Source organism: Pseudoalteromonas denitrificans DSM 6059 (assembly GCF_900112265.1).
In the GTDB taxonomy this organism is placed as follows: domain Bacteria; phylum Pseudomonadota; class Gammaproteobacteria; order Enterobacterales; family Alteromonadaceae; genus Pseudoalteromonas; species Pseudoalteromonas denitrificans.
In genome coordinates, this window is sequence record NZ_FOLO01000034.1 from 40,235 (window position 1) to 57,999 (window position 17,765).

13 protein-coding genes and 2 pseudogenes are annotated in these 17,765 nt (G+C 35.1%); 8 read left to right on the plus strand and 7 right to left on the minus strand.

Annotated elements, in window-relative coordinates; translation table 11 throughout:
- Positions 1-3: 3 nt before the first annotated feature.
- Complete coding sequence (locus tag BM088_RS17745) at positions 4-2,190, minus strand: TonB-dependent hemoglobin/transferrin/lactoferrin family receptor (RefSeq protein WP_091987579.1); 2,187 nt, start codon at positions 2,188-2,190, stop codon at positions 4-6.
- Between the two features lie 184 nt (positions 2,191-2,374).
- On the opposite strand from BM088_RS17745, the gene BM088_RS17750 reads away from it, so the two are divergent.
- The 5 genes from BM088_RS17750 (at position 2,375) to BM088_RS17770 (ending at position 9,622) form a co-directional block, all read left to right on the plus strand.
- Entirely contained in the window at positions 2,375-2,902 is a 528-nt protein-coding gene (locus tag BM088_RS17750; protein WP_091987582.1) for a MotA/TolQ/ExbB proton channel family protein, read from the plus strand.
- A 2-nt stretch (positions 2,903-2,904) separates the two neighbouring features.
- Positions 2,905-3,243 carry a DUF2149 domain-containing protein gene (locus BM088_RS17755; protein WP_091987587.1) on the plus strand — a complete coding sequence of 113 codons (339 nt, stop codon included), beginning with the start codon at positions 2,905-2,907 and terminating at the stop codon, positions 3,241-3,243.
- Positions 3,243-7,199: a cobaltochelatase subunit CobN gene (gene cobN, locus BM088_RS17760; protein ID WP_091987590.1), complete on the plus strand. Its 3,957-nt coding sequence runs from the start codon at positions 3,243-3,245 to the stop codon at positions 7,197-7,199. Before BM088_RS17755 ends, cobN begins: the two co-directional genes overlap by 1 nt.
- A gap of 218 nt (positions 7,200-7,417) precedes the next feature.
- Positions 7,418-8,452 (plus strand): tetratricopeptide repeat protein, encoded by a 1,035-nt coding sequence (locus BM088_RS17765; protein WP_091987594.1) that lies wholly within the window; start codon positions 7,418-7,420, stop codon positions 8,450-8,452.
- Positions 8,453-8,593: 141 nt separating this feature from the next.
- Entirely contained in the window at positions 8,594-9,622 is a 1,029-nt protein-coding gene (locus tag BM088_RS17770) for a tetratricopeptide repeat protein (protein WP_091987597.1), read from the plus strand.
- Positions 9,623-9,737: 115 nt separating this feature from the next.
- On the opposite strand, the gene BM088_RS17775 is transcribed toward BM088_RS17770, so the two are convergent.
- On the minus strand, positions 9,738-10,637 hold the full coding sequence (locus BM088_RS17775; RefSeq protein WP_091987600.1) for a LysR family transcriptional regulator: 900 nt from the start codon (positions 10,635-10,637) through the stop codon (positions 9,738-9,740).
- A gap of 103 nt (positions 10,638-10,740) precedes the next feature.
- On the opposite strand from BM088_RS17775, the gene BM088_RS17780 reads away from it, so the two are divergent.
- Complete coding sequence (locus tag BM088_RS17780; protein ID WP_091987604.1) at positions 10,741-11,865, plus strand: FAD-dependent monooxygenase; 1,125 nt, start codon at positions 10,741-10,743, stop codon at positions 11,863-11,865.
- 442 nt (positions 11,866-12,307) lie between these two features.
- On the opposite strand, the gene BM088_RS27595 is transcribed toward BM088_RS17780, so the two are convergent.
- Positions 12,308-13,714, minus strand: coding sequence for a hypothetical protein (locus BM088_RS27595; RefSeq protein WP_218156537.1), 1,407 nt, complete (start codon positions 13,712-13,714; stop codon positions 12,308-12,310).
- 864 nt (positions 13,715-14,578) lie between these two features.
- Between BM088_RS27595 and BM088_RS28130 the strand changes: the two are divergent.
- Positions 14,579-14,747: pseudogene (locus tag BM088_RS28130) on the plus strand (IS91 family transposase); the annotation flags it as partial.
- An 82-nt stretch (positions 14,748-14,829) separates the two neighbouring features.
- Here the strand turns inward: BM088_RS28130 and BM088_RS17790 are convergent.
- The 3 genes from BM088_RS17790 to BM088_RS17800 form a co-directional block, all read right to left on the minus strand.
- On the minus strand, positions 14,830-15,240 hold the full coding sequence (locus BM088_RS17790) for a DUF6196 family protein (protein WP_091987607.1): 411 nt from the start codon (positions 15,238-15,240) through the stop codon (positions 14,830-14,832).
- A gap of 149 nt (positions 15,241-15,389) precedes the next feature.
- Positions 15,390-15,797: a VOC family protein gene (locus BM088_RS17795; RefSeq protein ID WP_091987611.1), complete on the minus strand. Its 408-nt coding sequence runs from the start codon at positions 15,795-15,797 to the stop codon at positions 15,390-15,392.
- A gap of 71 nt (positions 15,798-15,868) precedes the next feature.
- Complete coding sequence (locus BM088_RS17800) at positions 15,869-16,288, minus strand: helix-turn-helix domain-containing protein (protein WP_091987615.1); 420 nt, start codon at positions 16,286-16,288, stop codon at positions 15,869-15,871.
- Positions 16,289-16,485: 197 nt separating this feature from the next.
- Here BM088_RS17800 and BM088_RS17805 point away from each other — a divergent pair.
- Positions 16,486-16,800: pseudogene (locus tag BM088_RS17805) on the plus strand (IS110 family transposase); the annotation flags it as partial.
- Positions 16,801-17,292: 492 nt separating this feature from the next.
- Here BM088_RS17805 and BM088_RS27050 read toward each other — a convergent pair.
- Positions 17,293-17,502: a hypothetical protein gene (locus BM088_RS27050; protein WP_143085109.1), complete on the minus strand. Its 210-nt coding sequence runs from the start codon at positions 17,500-17,502 to the stop codon at positions 17,293-17,295.
- Between the last annotated feature and the right edge of the window lie 263 nt (positions 17,503-17,765).

A 17,765-nucleotide genomic window follows, 5' to 3' on the forward strand; every position in this document is an offset into this window, starting at 1 on the left:
TTGTTAAAATTGATAACTCATACTCATCGCAAAATGACGACCCGGCTCTGCAATATTACTGATGTCTGTATCAACCGCATGCCCATTAATTTTACTATAACGCGCATACTCTGAATCAAATACATTATTTATAGATGCATTCATTTTAATTTCATCTGTTAGCTGGTAATTAACTAACCAATCAAGGGAACCATACCCTGGTGACTGTGCTTGCCCTTCGTTTACCTTAGTCATACGTTTAGCCCAATTGAGCACTAAATCACTACTAAAGTTATTTACTTCAAAAGTTACCCCCAACGTACCTGAAAGAGGATTTATCGATGAAAGATATAAATCAGTTTCGTTATCTTTACCATCTTGATAGGCTGCATTGGCAAATACCGATACATAATCGTTAGCATAATACGTAATGCCAAATTCAGCGCCTTTTATCGTAACTGACTTTAAATTTCTATATTGAAACTTATCATGAATATGAGAAAAACTGCCATCTTGGTTATTTACGGTTTCATGACTCATTAATTCTGTCGATAAAAAGTCTGTAAATTTATTATAAAAAATTGCTGATGTGAAAGCTAAGTTTTCTATACGCCCTCTTAATCCTAACTCATAAGTATCACTTTTCTCAGGCGCTAAGTCTTCACTTGGGATCACCTCATATATATATTCAGAAGTTGGCTGGTTATAGTGTTCTACATACGCTAAATCATACGCTGGTACTTTAAATCCTTGGCCATATTGCGAGTATATATCAAGCACATCGTTTATATGAAAAAGTGCACCTAAATTGAATGTTGTATCTTGGTCATCAACTTTTAAAAACGTTTCTCCAGTCGATTTTAAGGCACCATTTGGATCCATTTCATACTTATCAAACCGCATTCCTGCTGTGACAATCAACTGGTTATCTATAAGTTTAATTTCATCGTTAATATATATGCCCGTTCTTAAAACATCATTCTTGGGAAACTTTTGTGTTGTAACATCTTTAGTCGTATCGCCTGCGACTTCACGATACTCTATTACATCTCTAGAGCTCTGAGTTGTTTCAATATCTAAACCAAAACCTAATGTATGGTTTTCGTATATTTCTTTACTCGCATGAGATATAAACCCTAATGTTTTTTGATTGTAACCACCCGTTTTCCACATATCACGAATTTCAATAACACCAAACATAGGTGCATTAATATCTAACTGGCTATACTCTACATCATCTTGTTGGGTCTCATTGTGATAAATACTTACATTCAAAAAGTCATACCATGTAGTAGGTGTGGCGCTTTGATATCTAAGTTGAAACGAGTCAACACCTTTTGTTGATTTAGCGTTTTCATCCACTATTTGGTACCCAAAAGTGGCTAAAGGTCTAAAATACGTGAGCAAGCCATCAGCACTATCACCTTTAGATTCTTGTTGCCAGATATCAGCTGTGAAACTAATAAAGTCTGTTTCGTTTAAATTATATTTTCCCTTATAAAAGAAGCTATTTGAGTCGATATCGAATGGACTTTTTGTTTCATTATAATTTTGCTCTTCTTCCCCTGAGCGCGTACTAACATTAAATAAATGTTCAAAATCGCCATTTCTTAAAGCAAAAGTACCTGCAATACTTGACTGCGAACTTAAATCAAAATATCCCGCTTTTAATTTTCCTGAAATTGTCTCACCTTCAGCTAGATAATCACTGGCATCTTTTGTAGTGAATACAACAATCCCCCCTAACGCGTCAGCACCATATAAGGAGGAATAAGCACCTTTAGCAACTTCAACTTGTTTTAATATATCTGTTTCAATAAACCCACGACCTACAATGTCGTTTAAACCATTGGCACCATAACCTTCATTCATACGCATGCCATCTTTGATCATTAAAATACGATCACTGCCCATCCCCCGTACAACAATGTTTTGTGCACCACCTACATCCCCTGTAACTTGAACACTTGGGTCATATTTAAATAATTGGCTCATATCATTAACGGCTTGATTTTCAATATCATCACTTGTGATCACCGAAATACTGCCTGCAACATCCTTTAACAGTTTTTCAGTACGCGAAGCACTGACAACTATGGTCTCTAAATCATTTAAGGTATCAGTTATTTTTTGCTCTTTTGCATTATTATGAGCTGAAAATAATGCGGCTGATACGGCCAACGCGATGACTGCAGGGTTTGGATTAAACATAATTTTTGTATTCCTTAACTTCAAGTTGATACAGATTTTGGCTGTTGTCTGAATTTAACGACACAAATCATACTTAAAAAACGCACCATTGCAATACAAATAACAATTATTATCATTCGCGCTATTGATAAGTTTAAGCAAATACTTTAAATTTCACACACTTTTAAAAAAGAGATGTAGCAGTGTGAATATTCAAATAATTGAATCCCTAATGGCCAATGTATCTGAAATCTTGATGACACCCGTCTTAGTGTCTATTTTGGTACTTTTTATATATGCGATTTATACTTTAGGCAGGTTTGTATCCCAATATTTAATACGAAAAAAAAACGGTTTAGCCTACTTTAAAAATATTAAAAACAAAACAGCTCAACAACTTACAGGTTATCCAATTCATAACTATTTTGTTAAAAATCCCAATGCCTCAGAAGATGAAATAGAAGTTTATGCACTTAAAAAGTTAGAAACGCTTCGCATAGTGACAAGAGTCGCACCTATGCTAGGTTTGATTGCCACCATGATCCCTATGGGGCCTGCTTTAAAGTCGCTTGCCGATGGTAATATTCAAGGCATTAGTGAAAATTTAATTATTGCTTTTGCAGCCGTTATTTGGGGATTAGTTATTTCAACCATCACTTTTTGGCCTGCTTCGGTAAAAAAGCGGTGGTTTGCTGACGAGATCATTAACATCCGTAAATTCAAAGGTGAATAATAATGCGCTTTTTAGATGAAGATGAAGAGCTAAACCCTATTGTCAGTGCCGTAAATTTAATTGATGTATTTTTAGTGATCATTGCAGCATTGTTAATTGCGATAGCTCAAAACCCACTTAGTACCTTTTCTGCCGATAATGTCACTGTGGTTAAAAATGCAGGAAAACCCAACATGGAAATCATTGTTAAGGAAGGTAAGGAAATTAAACAATATAAATCAAATGACACTATCGGTTCAGGTGAAGGTCTACGTGCAGGCATTGCCTATAAAATGGCTGACGGTAGCTTTGTATATGTGCCAGAAGATAATAAAGCACCTCAAACGGGAGGCAAATTATAATGCGTTTTTTAATCTCATTTTCAATAATGATTTTTTCGTTATTTATTTTTACACAGGCTGCATATGCCCAATCAAAACCAGATGTTCTTCTAATGATGTCGGGTCATGCAGCCAAAGCCAAAGGTGAATTACTTGTTTCATTATCAAAAAATCAGCCTTTCAATTTTATAAATTTTTCAACTAAAGGCAAATCAGAACAAGACATTAAAAATGCCTGGCAAAATGCACAACTTATATTATTAGATGGTATTAACCCTGCACTATCTAAATATATGTTTGCCAAATATCAAGGCTATTTAGCGCAATTTAAAGATGTTGCTGTTGTATCACTCGGTGATTTAGCTAATGAGAATATGAATCAAGGTTTATCTGAAATACAGCAAAAAAATATTGGTGCTTATTACAATAATGCAGGACGACAAAACTATACAAACTTGATGCAATATTTAGCCACAGATATTTTTAAGCTAAGTTCACACTCTGTATCAAATCCGATTATTGTGCCTAATGTTGGCCTGTACCACCCTAAATTTAAAGGTTTAGTAACCACGAGTGAAACGCAATTTTATACGTGGTTAAAACCTAATGTAAATAAACCAGTAGTAGCCATTGCGATGCACCGTTCAGTGATAGATTATGAGCAGCAACAAATTGTAGACCAAATTATCAATCAATTAGAACTTAAAGGGGCTAAAGCATTTGGTGTATTTTTTGAAGGTAACGATGAAAATTTAACTTACCCTGAATTATTATTAGACGAAAATAAAACAGCAAGAATTGATTTGTTGATTAATTACCGTTCATTACATTATGTTGAAAAGCGTAAGTCCGAATTTATACAAATTGGTGTGCCCGTTATTCATGCGCTTAATTACACACAAGGTAATGAAGCTGAGTTTAATGCCGACAATGCCGGCGTTTCTCCCTCATTAACACCTTTCTTTTTAGTCATGCCAGAAGATACTGGCAGCACCGACCCCACAATTATTGCAGCAAACGATAATGGCATCAAAAAAGCCATGCCTGAACAACTCAAGGCTTTAGTAGAACGTGCTTATAATCATGCAAATTTAGCGCATATAAAAAATTCAGACAAAAAAATTGCAACATTTATCTGGAATTATCCACCGGGTGAAAAAAATATAGGTGCCGCATTTTTAGATGTACCTTCTTCAATTAATGAAATTGCCAAAGAAATGCAAAAACAAGGATACCAAGTCAATCCACAAACAGCCGAAACTTTAATTGATAATGCAGGAAAGTTATTACGCCCATATTATAGAAATGAAGATACCCTAGGTTTAATAGCCCAAGGTTTAGCTGATTGGTTACCCCTTTCCACCTATTTAAACTGGTTCAATGCATTACCAAAAGAGGTATCACAACCTATTGTTGAACGCTGGGGGAAACCACAAGACAATGGCATGTTAGCCAACCATAATGGTGAGCAAGCCTTTGTGATCCCAAGAATGAAACTAGGAAACTTAATTGTTTTACCCCAAGGTGTGCGTGGTCAAAATGCCAAAGAACATTCATCTTTATATCACAGTACTAAAACGCCCATTAATCATAGTTATTTAGCCATTTATTTATATACCCGAAAAGTCTTTGGTGCCGATGCTTATATTCATTTAGGCACGCATGGCTCACAAGAATGGTTAACAGGTAAGGAACGTGGTTTATCTGTATTTGATGCACCGAGTTTAGCGATTGGAAATTTACCCGTATTTTATCCCTATATTATTGATAACGTCGGTGAAGCCATGCAAGCAAAGCGCCGTGGTCGTGCCACTATGATCAGCCATTTAACACCCGGATTTGCCAAGGCAGGATTATATACGCAAGTTGCCAAACTTAATGAGTTACTCGGTAACTATATTATGCTTGAGCAAGGACAAACGAAAGAAAATACAAAAAATCAAATTATCAAAACGTCGGATGAGTTAAATATTTTAAAAGATCTCAGCCTAACTAAGGATGAATTAATAAGAAATTTCGCAATAAATGTTAGTAGGATACAAGATCATTTAAATGAACTGGCCCAACAAAGCCAACCTTTAGGTGTGCATATTTTTGGTTTATTACCTGAAGAAGCGCATTTATACAGTACGATGATCCAAATGTTAGGTGAAGATTTTGCAAAACTTGCTGCACATTATGAACAAGAGTCAGGTTTAGCCATTACTGACAGGCTAAAAAGAGATGAACGTGACGTCGTAAAACTTAACGCTTTAGATGGATTTCAATTATTGCATGCCTTTATTAACAACAAACCTTTAAAAAATCTACCTAATACCTTAACGCCCTATTTAACAGAGGCAAAAACATATTGGGAAAATTTTGCAAACATTGCAGAAATTAAAAACTTATTAGGCGCACTATCGGCAAACTATATTCCTGTTAGTTACGGTGGCGACCCAATTAGAAACCCACAAGCGGCACCCACAGGTCGTAACTTAATTGGTTTTAACCCTGCAAAAGTACCTTCAAAAGAAGCCTATGCTGCGGGTGTAAAATTAATGAACCAGACCATAGATGATTATTATGCTAAAAATGGCCGTTATCCAGAAAAATTAGCTTTTTCCCTCTGGTCATTAGAAACAATGCGACATCAAGGTGCGCTAGAAGCACAAATACTCCATGCTTTAGGTTTAAAGCCTAAATGGGATCGTCAAGGCAATGTTTCTGGTACTGAAGTGATACCTTATAGTGAACTTAAACGCCCTCGCATTGACGTTGTAATATCTGCAACGGGTCTTTATCGTGACGCATTTCCTAATGTCATGCTTTGGTTAGCAAAAGCAATCGATAAAATAGCCAAACTTAAAGAAGATAATAACTTTGTTTATCGCCACGCAAATGCGCTGAAACAAAACCTGTTAAAACAAGGGAAAAATGAGGCTGATGCAGATTATTTATCTTCAATTCGTATATTTTCAAATGAAACTGGTAATTACGGTACAGGTTTAGCTGCGACTAGTTTAGCATCAGATACCTGGGAAGATGATAGTAAATTAGCCAACTTGTATTTAGACAGAATGGGCTATGCTTTTGGTAAAGATGAGAGTCGTTGGAGTGAAAATGTATCAGATACTAAACTCTATAATCAGGTTTTATCTGGCACTGATGGCGTCATATTTTCACGTTCCACTAATTTATATGCCCTGATGACCAATGATGACCCTTTCCAATATTTTGGCGGAATTGGTTTAGCTGTTAGGCATTTAGATGGTAAAACACCAAAAATGTATGTCTCTAATTTACGTCGTAAAGACAATGTAAAAGTGCAAACCATGAAAGATTTTTTAAATCAGGAAATGCGCAGCCGATATTTTCATCCTCGTTGGATCCAAGCTATGCAAGACTCAGGTTATGCTGGTGCGACAGCCATTTTAGATCGCATGAATAATATGTGGGGCTGGGAAGTAATGACCCCTGAAGCCGTACGAGATGACCAATGGCAAGAGTTCTTTGAGGTTTATGTGAATGATAAATATGACCTACAGATGCGTGAGTTTTTTGAAAAACATAATGCAGAAGCACTTGCACAAATAATAGAACGTATGCTTGAAGCCGTTCGAAAAGGCTATTGGCAGGCTGATGCTGAAACTATCAAAAAAATGTTAGAAACCTATACCGAAATTGCCAATCAGCATGATGTTGTAACTGATAATCAAAAGTTCACTGATTATGTACAAAATCAAAATGCCGGATTTGGTTTAGCAGCTCTGGCTTTGGCTAACATGCAACCGCAAGCATTACCTGAACATGCAAAGCCTAATGAACAACTAAAAGTTGAGCAAGTATCCGGTCAAAAACTTGAAGAAGTAAAAGATGAAGCTAAAGAAATTGAGCAAGATTATACCTTATGGTATTTGCTAGGGTTAATTTTTATAATCGGTTTTTTAAGTAATTTTGTTTCATTATTTAGACAACAGAAACTGCAAGTTACATAAGTCATTATGTAACTTTTAGGAATTTAAAAAGTGCGTTAAATTTACGTACTTTTTAAATTAACACTGAATGAGGCTGCAACTAAATTATGACAAACAAACTTTAATTATCAGTTATGATTAACATCAAAGGAAAATGATTATCTCACTGAAAACTTTTGAACCTTTGACAAACACCATGTACACTTAAAAAAGTTTATAATCTAAATGGGTCTGTATCCTTGATAAAAATTATTCATATACTGCTAATTTTTATCACATCATCATTCACCAGTCAGGCAAGTCCTTCACATAATAAAGCGATTGAATTACTACAAGAAGCTGAAGACTACCTAAGAGTTAAACCATCGCATACTCTCAAACTACTAAAGCAAATCAAAAACCTATCAAAACAACCTGACAAAGTCATTATTCGCTGGCATATCATTCGTGCTCGCGCTTCTATTTCAACTAATAATTTATCAATTATTGAAGCATCTCTAGAGCAGGTCATGATGTTTCAGAATCACCCTTATTTTATTCAGCAATTACCCACTATTTTAAGAACATCAGGTATTTGGCTGAGAAAATCTGGTTATTTTGAACAAGCAGACTCCTTATTTAATTGCGCATTACAGTTAACTAAAAATCTTCAAATACGCTTATATATTAAAAATAGTCAAGGTCTCGTTGCTCGTCATCTTGGTCATTATGTCAAAGCAAAACACCTTTTTTTAGAAGCTAAAAGGCTATCAACAAAATTAGGTTCACAAAAGTTCTCAGCTACTGCTGAAAATAACCTAGGTTCTGTGGCCATTGATTTAGGCAAACTAGCCGAAGCTGAACAGCACTATCGTACCGCACTGGTTGGTTATCAAAAAACAGCAAAACGTTCAGGAAATGTTACCGCCGGTATTAATTTGTTATTTGTTTTTTTATTGCAAGATCAATTATTAAATTATCAGCGATTATATCCACCAATTAAAACACTTTCAGAAGCCTTCCCAAATAAATCTAAACAAGCATTTTTATTTTGGATTAATTGGGCTTTTAAGGCAAAAATGGGTGAAAAAATAAATGAAGAAACACGTGAAAAATTACAAGATTCATTTATTAAACTTGAAAGTAGACAAGTACAATCTCTTATCAAAAAATATTTAGCTCAACCATTATCTATCAACCTTGTATTACCCCCACAACCTCCTCTTAAACAACTTAATTTTCCTTGGTTATCCGACATACAAAAATGTAAGTGGAAACCTAAAAAAGACAAATAATAAAAAAGTTATCTTAAAGTCATTATCAGAAAAATGATTTTAAAATTACTTTTTATATTTAAACTGAATGAGTCTATTATTGAATTATGGCAAACACCATATACACTTTAAAAAGTTTATAGTTAAAATGAGCTTACTGCCTTGATAAATATTAATTATGTATTACTAATTTTTATCATACTGCCATTCACTTCTAATACCTCCACTTCACATAATGGCACCATTGAAATTTTACAAGAGGCTGAAGATTACCTAAAGATAAAATCATCTCATTCACTCAAGTTACTAGAACAAATTAAAAACCTGCCACAACAATCTGACAAAGTCATTATTCGTTGGCATATTATTCGTGCTCGCGCCTCGGTTGCAACGAATGACCTCTCTATTATTGAGGAATCAATAAAACGAATTTTAACATTTCAAGAACATCCTTATTTTATTCAGAGATTACCCACGATATTATGGACCATAGGCATTTATCTGAGAAAATCAGGATATTTCAACCAAGCTGATGCCAGTTTTAGCTGTGCATTACAATTTACAGATAATGATAGGCTGCGTTTATTTATAACAAATAGTCAGGGACTTTCTGCTCGCCATAGTGGCCAATATGCTAGAGCAAAAAAACTTTATATGGAAGCAATACAATTAGCTAAAAAGTTACGCTTTGAAAGAATGATTGCAAATATTGAGAATAACTTAGGTTCTGTGGCTGTTGATTCAGGCCAGTTTGTACAAGCAGAACAACATTACCGAAAAGCATACGCTGGTTTTCAAAAGTCAGGAAGGCGCTCAAGTCATATTACAGCAGGAATAAACTTATTATTTGTATTCTTATTGCAAAAACAAGAGTTGAATTATCAACGGTTATATTCACCTATAGCAGCACTCACAGAGACTTCTCCGGACAAATCTAAGCACGCATTTTTATTTTGGATCAATTGGGCTTTTAAGGCAAAAATGGGTGAAAAAATAGATGACAAAACACGTGAGCAATTACAGGACTCATTTATTAAACTCGAAAGTAGAAAATTACAATACCTTATAAAAAAACATTTAGCACAAAGGTTATCTATTAGCCTAACACTCGCAGCAGAAACAGCACTTAAGCCAATTGATTTACCTTGGTTACCCGACATTCTAAAATGTAAGTGGAAACCTAAAAACTGAACTCAAAATATTTATAATTTAAAAGTAACGTATAAAGCAGTCATTAACATCAAAAGGTATTGGCTGTTTAACAATATTAAAATAAGCACTCACTTGTATATCAATACCAAAAGCTTTAATTTACATCTTGCTCCAGTCCTATAAGCCCCAGTCGTAAATGTTCCAAAAATACTTTCACTTTCTCAAGTGGATATTTTCTGCCTGAGTAAAATGCATATAATACAAGATCTTCTGGTTCGTAGTCCAAATCAATTTTGATAAGAGATCCCTTGTCTATGTCTAACTGACATGCATGAATCGGTAAAATAGCAAAGCCAAGTCCTTTGAGCGCTGCGGCTTTGGCGATGTTGCCGCTATTGACCTTGTAGCTGGATTGAACTTGAATCGTTTGCTTGGGTTTAAATCGCCATGGCATGCCTTGTAGTACTGAAAGACTGGTAATACAGGGGACTGTACTGAGTTCATCGAGTGACCGTGGCAAAGGGTAATTTTTAAGAAGTTGTGGTGCGCCAACCACGCAACTTGGCCAACGTAGAATTTCCTTAGCAACCCAACCTGAATCTTCCAATGGCCCACGACCAAAATTCAATACCAAATCGAACCCATCTAACAACCCCGCGGTTGGGTTTAACTGAGTGTCGCAACTCAGCTGTATTTTAGGATACTGGAGACAAAAATCTGCGATAATTTCTGCCATAAAAGGGAGATCAGGTAAGATGATCTTAAGGTGACCTGAGAGTGAATCACCATACAAAGAAACTTCTTCAAGTGTGTCATTCATCGCTTGTATGAGCGGTGTTATGGACTGATAAAGTTGCTTTCCTGCAGTCGTTGGCATCATCTTGCGTGTCGTTCGCTCCAATAACCGTAAATTAACTTGTTTCTCCAATAAAGCAACATGACGACTCACATTCGATGTTGGCAATTGAAGTTTTTCAGCTGCCTGCTTGAAGCTCAGTTGTTCATATACAGCTTGAAAGCTAAGTAGCCACTGAAGTTCAGTTTTTTCAATCATTATTTTCTCATAAAATGGGATTAACAACGCAAGAATAGCATGTTTATCCTGAATTATGGTTTTGAAATAATATCTACCGTATTATATTATCGAGGTAGAGTAGATGAAAAATAACAATAGAATTGCGATTGTCGGTGCAGGCATTGCTGGAATAGCGCTGGCGATACTCGCTACAAAGCAAGGTTATCAGGTGAGTCTGTATGAGCGGGATAGTAAGGTCTCATCCATTGGTGCTGGTGTAACCTTATGGCCAAACGCAATTTTTGTTTTACAACAGTTGGGTTTGGAAAAAGAGATAAAACGCATTGGTGGAGTGCCTAGTTATATGCGCCAATTTGACCAATATGGTATCCAACAAGGTGAGTTTAATATTCAAGAAGTGAACATATTAAGTGGCTTTGCGAGTGTGACTATATTGCGTTGTGATCTTATGAATATACTCGCTGAGGCTTTGGCTGATTTGGGCGTAAAAATTTTTTTTAATTGCTCAATAACAGCAGAGGATATTGATGGATTAAAGCAAGAATTTGATCTGGTGGTAGGAGCCGATGGACGAATGAACTCAGTAGTACGTCAGACATTATACCCAAAAAAAGTGCAACCTTGTTATCAGGGGTTTATTAATATTGTTGGAATTAGTCAATTGAAAGGGGATGTTTTAGATAACGTTATTCATGATTTTCGCGGTCAGGGTGAGCGTTTTGGAATTGTGCCGGTTAAAGCTGGCTTATGTTTTTGGGCAGGGGGATGGAGTACTCATATTGATAAAGCGCGGCCTTTATCCACTTGGTACGATGAGATGCATCAGCGTTTTATGAACTGGCCGGATCCCGTACAAAATGTACTTAAGTCTTATGAAAAATCCTCGCTCAATCGGATTTTTGTTCATGATCTTGACCCGCTCCCCTATTGGCATCAAGACAATGTTTTAATTATTGGAGATGCTGCCCATGCATCTTTGCCAACTTCTGGGCAAGGCGCGTGTCAGGCGCTGGAAGATGCTTGGGATCTTGCCCAAAAACTAGAAAAGAAAGATGATCTTGACAACATTCTGACAGATTTTTATCAACAGCGTATCGTTAAGACTTCTGCGGCTCAAGCCAGTGGAAGACAGTTAGCACAGAGGATTTTCACAGACTGTTGTAAACCTCAGCCTTCTGTTTTAAGCATTTCAGCTGAGCAATTAAGCGCGTTTTGGATGCAGGGGCTAGAAATGAAATCACCATAAATTCAATCCCCTATATTCCGTCGAATGTTAATGTACTTAACCAAAATGCTGTATATCAGGCTCATTTAAAAACAGTATTACTCCTAAATACGAATAGACACAAACAAAATCAGCGGATATGCCGCTGTTTTAAATGTTATTCTACAGTTGGCTTGTGTATAAAACATTCATCTGAGTAAAACCTGCTTATGAGCACTTTAATCTCAAAAGTTTAAAACTAAGATTTATGAAAAGAGTTGGTTTCTTCGGTAATATGGTCTTTTAGTCCTTAACTAAACAATGCTTAACCAATCCAATTTATGAACTGTAAAATTAAATTTTTAATTAATCTACGGACACAACGCCCGCTTCATCAGCCGTAGGTCAATTGCGACTTTTGTGCATTTCTTTGCACATAAGGTGACAATGGCCGAAGGTAAAATTGCAGGCGTTTGTTATTTTTTTAACTTAATATTACGCGTTTGACCCAATTAATAAGAGCTACTCGGATATAATTTGAGAAATTGACGTAATCCTCTGTCTTTTCTTTAAATGTGAAAGAAATTTCTCTTTGCATATTCATAGCAAACTCATCAAAGTGAAATCGCCCAGCATGAAAATGGCTAGATCTGACAGTATAAAAATAATCAGATATTTTTTTATCAAAATCATCATTACTATACTTGATCATGAACTCTGAAAAACTCAAACCTTCGTAGCTAGCAAGAGCTTCTATTGCACAGATTTTATAAGATTTTTCAAGTGTTGGCTGAGTTTTACCTAGTGTCAATGAAATATTGTACATTCGACAACAAGAGGAGAAGGCTTCTTTAGCTTTCTTTTCTAGTACAGAAATATTTTTAAAATATTTTCTAATTTCACTAGGCAATTTAATCTCATTAACTGGATAATGTGGCAACTCACTTATGGGTATAAACTCTGGCTTAGACCTATTATTGCTCTTTATTTTTTTAATTTTATGGTTAAAGAACAAATTTTCTAAAAAGTCATTATTTGATACAGTCTCATAAATATGAGAATCAATAAATTCACAACCGCCATCACTCTTTTCAACAGCAAAATTTAATGCAGTTTTACCAGAACTAAACGAATTAACATGATCTAAATCATTAACATCCTTTAATCCATAGTGGTTATCTTTAACAATAACACCAAGCTCATCATCTATAAATCCAGTTCTATGCCTCGCTAGAAAAAATTGATCCTCTTGTTTTATAGTAAACACCCTGAATTCAGAATTTATCATTTCAAATCCTACATCAAGCAATAACGCTAAATATGTATTTACATTCAAAGAATGGTTATATGCTAAACTCCTTGCGTGCTCAACATTAACCGCATTCACTTCGATATCAAACATAATGATTTGTTCAGTCAAGGGCTCCTGTTTGCTTGTCCAAGGAAAGGGCTTTATTAGAAATTTATAGTCTGAGTTAATTAACAACTCTTTTCGTATTGGATGAGAATTAAATATTTTCGAGTAAGTTCTAACGGTATAACCCTTTAAGTCTCCATTGTGTTCGCCACCAATTATTTCATCTAATAAATCAAGTACATGATACTTCAAATGAATTTCATTAAGACAATCAGGCCCATCAAGCAGTACTAAAGTAATTTCGGTAATTTCATTTTCACTCAGCTCAAACATTAACTCCAGATCAACATCATTACCATGAATATTATTTTTAGTTGTAAAAGTTACGCTTTTTAACTCAGTTTTGCTTGAATCTTTGAGTGAAGAAATTACAATTTCATCACTCAAAGACAAAACTACAGATTGAATCCTATTTAAGGTTTCAGAGTTTAACTTGTATTTCTTTTTATGCTTATAAACGACATTTCTAGCCATTGACATACACTTCTTTAATTTAACTCAAAAATATAACGCCTATCTTTGGGATTTTAATTACCACTAAGCGACTATTAAAATGATCTTCCCTCGATAGCATTGACTTATTAGATTTCTTCTACGATGCATGCTAGGTAAATTATTGCTAAATACTCTGCAACATATGAAGAAGAAAATGTAACTTGTTTAAACTGAAGTCACTGTAACCTCTAGAGTTACCACCAACATCAAGTATTCTAGATTTTACAATTTCAATTTTATCCGACGCAGAAGACAAAAGCGTACCGTGAGTATCTATACCAAGTTCAAACAGTTCTAGATATGCGGCATCTTCAAATTTAAGTTTGAATAGCTGACCATCTCACTGTCTAAGTGTACGTAAAAGTATGGAAGTTCTAACCCAACAGACTCAATTTTTCCCATCTGAAAAAAAATGTTCAATATTCATGCTTTAATCTAACTAGCCTGTAAAATTACTCGTTTTATTTATATCTTTTAATCGGGACACTCTAACCCCATTGATTTCTTTTAACAATCAAAAATGTTTACGTTTTTGCTAAATTTTTATTGTTACAACTAGAACCAAGATAATGATGGAATTTATTAATAAAAAACTATATTTAAGTAATACTTAGGGGATTTTCGTGGGTGTCTCTTTTAATGCAGGCTATCTTTAAGCTTTTCTATGTTATGAACTAAACAAATATATTTACCATTGTATATTCACTTTCTTTAGTCCTCACAAGGTGAACTTATTTATGCCTGAATGACTGTGATATTGCCACTTTTTATTACAAAATGAGGTTCTATTGCCCCTATATATTCATCCCATGTGGTTCTTATAATGATAATGAAAACCAATGATATAAAGGTAATAAGCTATTCCTATTTAATGCATTTACACTGGCAAAAGTGTGGCGAGGTCGAGTTTGATGAATAGGCGTATCAATACCTCTCTCGCTATTTATATCACGGTGTCTTATCTGATAATGACATCATCGATTATGATGACAACACTGCCACTTTTCAATACCACAACCATCATTATTTACTATAAATAAGTCAAACTGTTCAACACCTAGATAAGGTGCCGGCTTCGTAACACCTCCCCTTATTTATACGATGCTTGCTAACATTGCCACTTCTCTTTTTACAGCAACAATATGCTCTATTGGAACACCATAATAATCATATACACCATTTTTTAAACTATTGGACCCGACAAAAACAATCAAGCCAATTCCTAACTTTACTTTAAGGTAGCTTGCAAACCAGCCGACAAAACCATTCACATTATCGATTCCGTTAAAGTGAATCGAAAACGCAACAAAAGCCCCTGATTCTTTTTTAACGAGTTGGCTCCAACGATCTCCATCTCTTATTAGCGCAAGAGCTTCAGGGTTTAATTTTAAGTTTAACTCTTCTGAATCAAATTCTTCATAGTCATATGAGTCGGGTAAAAAGTTAACGTCACTATGAGAGAAAGCTTTCGTCAGTCTTATATTTTGATATTCAACAGTTTCCATTGGTACTCGATAAATGGCTAAGCGGGTAACACCCTACTTAATTTATATTACAATAAATATTTTTTAATTAATTTAAAAATTGACTGCTGATGCAGTCAAATAAAACAGTATTACCTATTGACTGTGATCCGGCTCATATGTGCTATATTTTACCGTTGAACCAAACTAAACCAGTTCCCAGAGTTGTCTATGCCCATTGCTTCGACGCCATAAAGCTGCTCTGTAGGTGGCTGGATAAATTCCACTCCTTTAGCCACAAGCTCTTCGTACGTTTTTTGGCAATTTTCAGTTTCGAAAACGCCCGCACCAAATGCGCCTTCTTCGATTAAACTTCGTATTTTTTCGGCAGAGTCTTTGGTGAACATTGGTTCCTCTTTTGGCTCTGCCAATACCAACTGAAGTTGTGATTTAGATTTCGGATATACAGTTAACCATCTAAAATCACCTTCCACTTTCATGTCATCACCGACCTCAAAACCGAGCTTGTTTTTGTAAAAATCAAGCGCTTCGTCCTGATTAAGTACATATATTGTTGTATGCGCTATGGATGTGATCATCTATATATTCCCAGTTATTTATTTATCTTTAGTTTATAGAAATAATCAAAATGATATTTCTCCAATATTGCTCACTTAGGCAATTTTCCTAAAAAATTGTACGCATAACATGCCGGTATAGCCTGCGAGGGAAAGCGGTATACTTCAGTAGACAAAGCCCAAAGCCTACGACGATATAAAGTAGGTGCCACACCAACTTGTTTTAAAAACAATGAAGAAAAGCTACCAAGACTTGTGTAACCCACTTTCTCGCAAATTTCTGAGACACTAAAATTTTCCGTAATAAGCATTTTCTTAGCTTGTTCAACTCTAAGCCGAATCAAGAATTCGTTAGGCGTTTCTCCATAAGTATCCTTGAAAACACGCAAAAAATGATAAGGGGACATATATGAACACTTTGCTATACCAGATAAGCTGAGCGGTGCTTGATAATTATCAGCAATATGATCCCTGCCAGCATTCAATCTTTTAAGTTTACAGTTCGTAGCCATAAAATATACTTCTTAATCCACGTAAAATATAACGCCTAAATAGCAGACTGAGTAATGGTTGGCTAACGTTGTGTTGCGAAGCAAAATGTAGTCAACTGTTACGTGTCCTAGTTTATTTTCTTGAAAATCATTGAGCCCCCTCCAAGTATCGTGTCTTTGCGTCATACTTTAGTGACCAAACAAAAGGAGTAAACTCGATGAACTTTTATAATAGCTCACATTCATATTACTGTGGAATAGATTTACATGCACGCCTTTTATATGTCTGTATCATTGATTTACAAGGTTAAATTATTATTCATAGCAAAATTAAAGCTGATAAGTCCCAACTTCTTTCATTACTTTAACCTTATATTGGTAATATCGTTGTTGGTGTAGAGTGCATGCATTTCTGGTATTGGGTATCTGATTGGGGTGAACAACAAAGTATCGATTTTGTTTTAGGCCATGCCTTATACATGAAAGCGATTTATAGTGGGAAAGCTAAAAATGATAAAATTGATTCTGTTAAAAAAAGATTATTTTTTAATTACATTAATGGTAATTAAAATACCAAAAGCTGTAAGCTAATTCGCCTATTTTTTATTTATTTGATTGACTCCTTATTGTTGTGCACTAATACAATTGAAAAAGCCACTTACACCTTGCCTGAGTCGTTCTTTACAAAGAAAATAGTTGTGTACAAAGCACCTATGACTTAAATAGTGCCTGTTGAGGTTAATCAATAGATGCCACGATTCTGGCTTCATTCTAAATCCATTTAACAGTAGCTCCCCTGTTTTATAAAAAACTTAAAGTTGTTAAAAAACAACAATATATATTGGAGTTTAATAAGAGAGCCTCTATATGTGTATGCTGTAAACTATGCTTAAAAACCACATGACAGTCGCTTAATTTATATAACAATAAAGGTTTTTTAATTGATTTAAAAATTGACTGCTGATGCAATCAAATAAAACCGTATTACCTATTAATTGTGGTCCGGCTCATATATATCAGGTTAATTATTCACCACCGCCTCCACACCCCCCATCACCTCCGCCGTCTCCGCCACTAGATGATTTTATAGATAATAATTTTATTAAAGTTGGTAAGACAAGTAAGAACCCTATAAATAAACAGAACATATCACCTTGGTCAAAGTAGCCTGTATTTATATTTTTATACCCTAGAGAAAAAATAAAAACACCTAAAGGGAAAAGAAGTAAGTCCATAACCGTGAAACTTGATGCTTCGTCCGAATTTACACTCTTTTTAAAATTGAACTTTGTTTTAGACTTATGTTTATTATAAGCTTTTTTACAATTAGGACATTCCCATGACGGATTAGTATGTACACTGGTCCTTTTAAAATTGCAGGAAGGGCAAACCATATTGTTAACCTAACAGCTTGTATGGATAATACAGCCATCTTAATTATTAATTATTACCGAGTTCGGGTAAAGTGAGACCCAAGCTTTGGCTGCAACCAAAGCCT

What these genes read in the sequence shown, in the direction of transcription:
- BM088_RS17755 (WP_091987587.1), top strand. Translation starts at nt 2,905, where the DNA reads ATGCGCTTTTTAGATGAAGATGAAGAGCTAAACCCTATTGTCAGTGCC.
- BM088_RS27050 (WP_143085109.1), bottom strand. Translation starts at nt 17,502, where the DNA reads ATGGACTTACTTCTTTTCCCTTTAGGTGTTTTTATTTTTTCTCTAGGG.
- cobN (WP_091987590.1), top strand. Translation starts at nt 3,243, where the DNA reads ATGCGTTTTTTAATCTCATTTTCAATAATGATTTTTTCGTTATTTATT.
- BM088_RS17775 (WP_091987600.1), bottom strand. Translation starts at nt 10,637, where the DNA reads ATGATTGAAAAAACTGAACTTCAGTGGCTACTTAGCTTTCAAGCTGTA.
- BM088_RS17780 (WP_091987604.1), top strand. Translation starts at nt 10,741, where the DNA reads ATGAAAAATAACAATAGAATTGCGATTGTCGGTGCAGGCATTGCTGGA.
- BM088_RS27595 (WP_218156537.1), bottom strand. Translation starts at nt 13,714, where the DNA reads ATGGCTAGAAATGTCGTTTATAAGCATAAAAAGAAATACAAGTTAAAC.
- BM088_RS17795 (WP_091987611.1), bottom strand. Translation starts at nt 15,797, where the DNA reads ATGATCACATCCATAGCGCATACAACAATATATGTACTTAATCAGGAC.
- BM088_RS17800 (WP_091987615.1), bottom strand. Translation starts at nt 16,288, where the DNA reads ATGGCTACGAACTGTAAACTTAAAAGATTGAATGCTGGCAGGGATCAT.
- BM088_RS17745 (WP_091987579.1), bottom strand. Translation starts at nt 2,190, where the DNA reads ATGTTTAATCCAAACCCTGCAGTCATCGCGTTGGCCGTATCAGCCGCA.
- BM088_RS17790 (WP_091987607.1), bottom strand. Translation starts at nt 15,240, where the DNA reads ATGGAAACTGTTGAATATCAAAATATAAGACTGACGAAAGCTTTCTCT.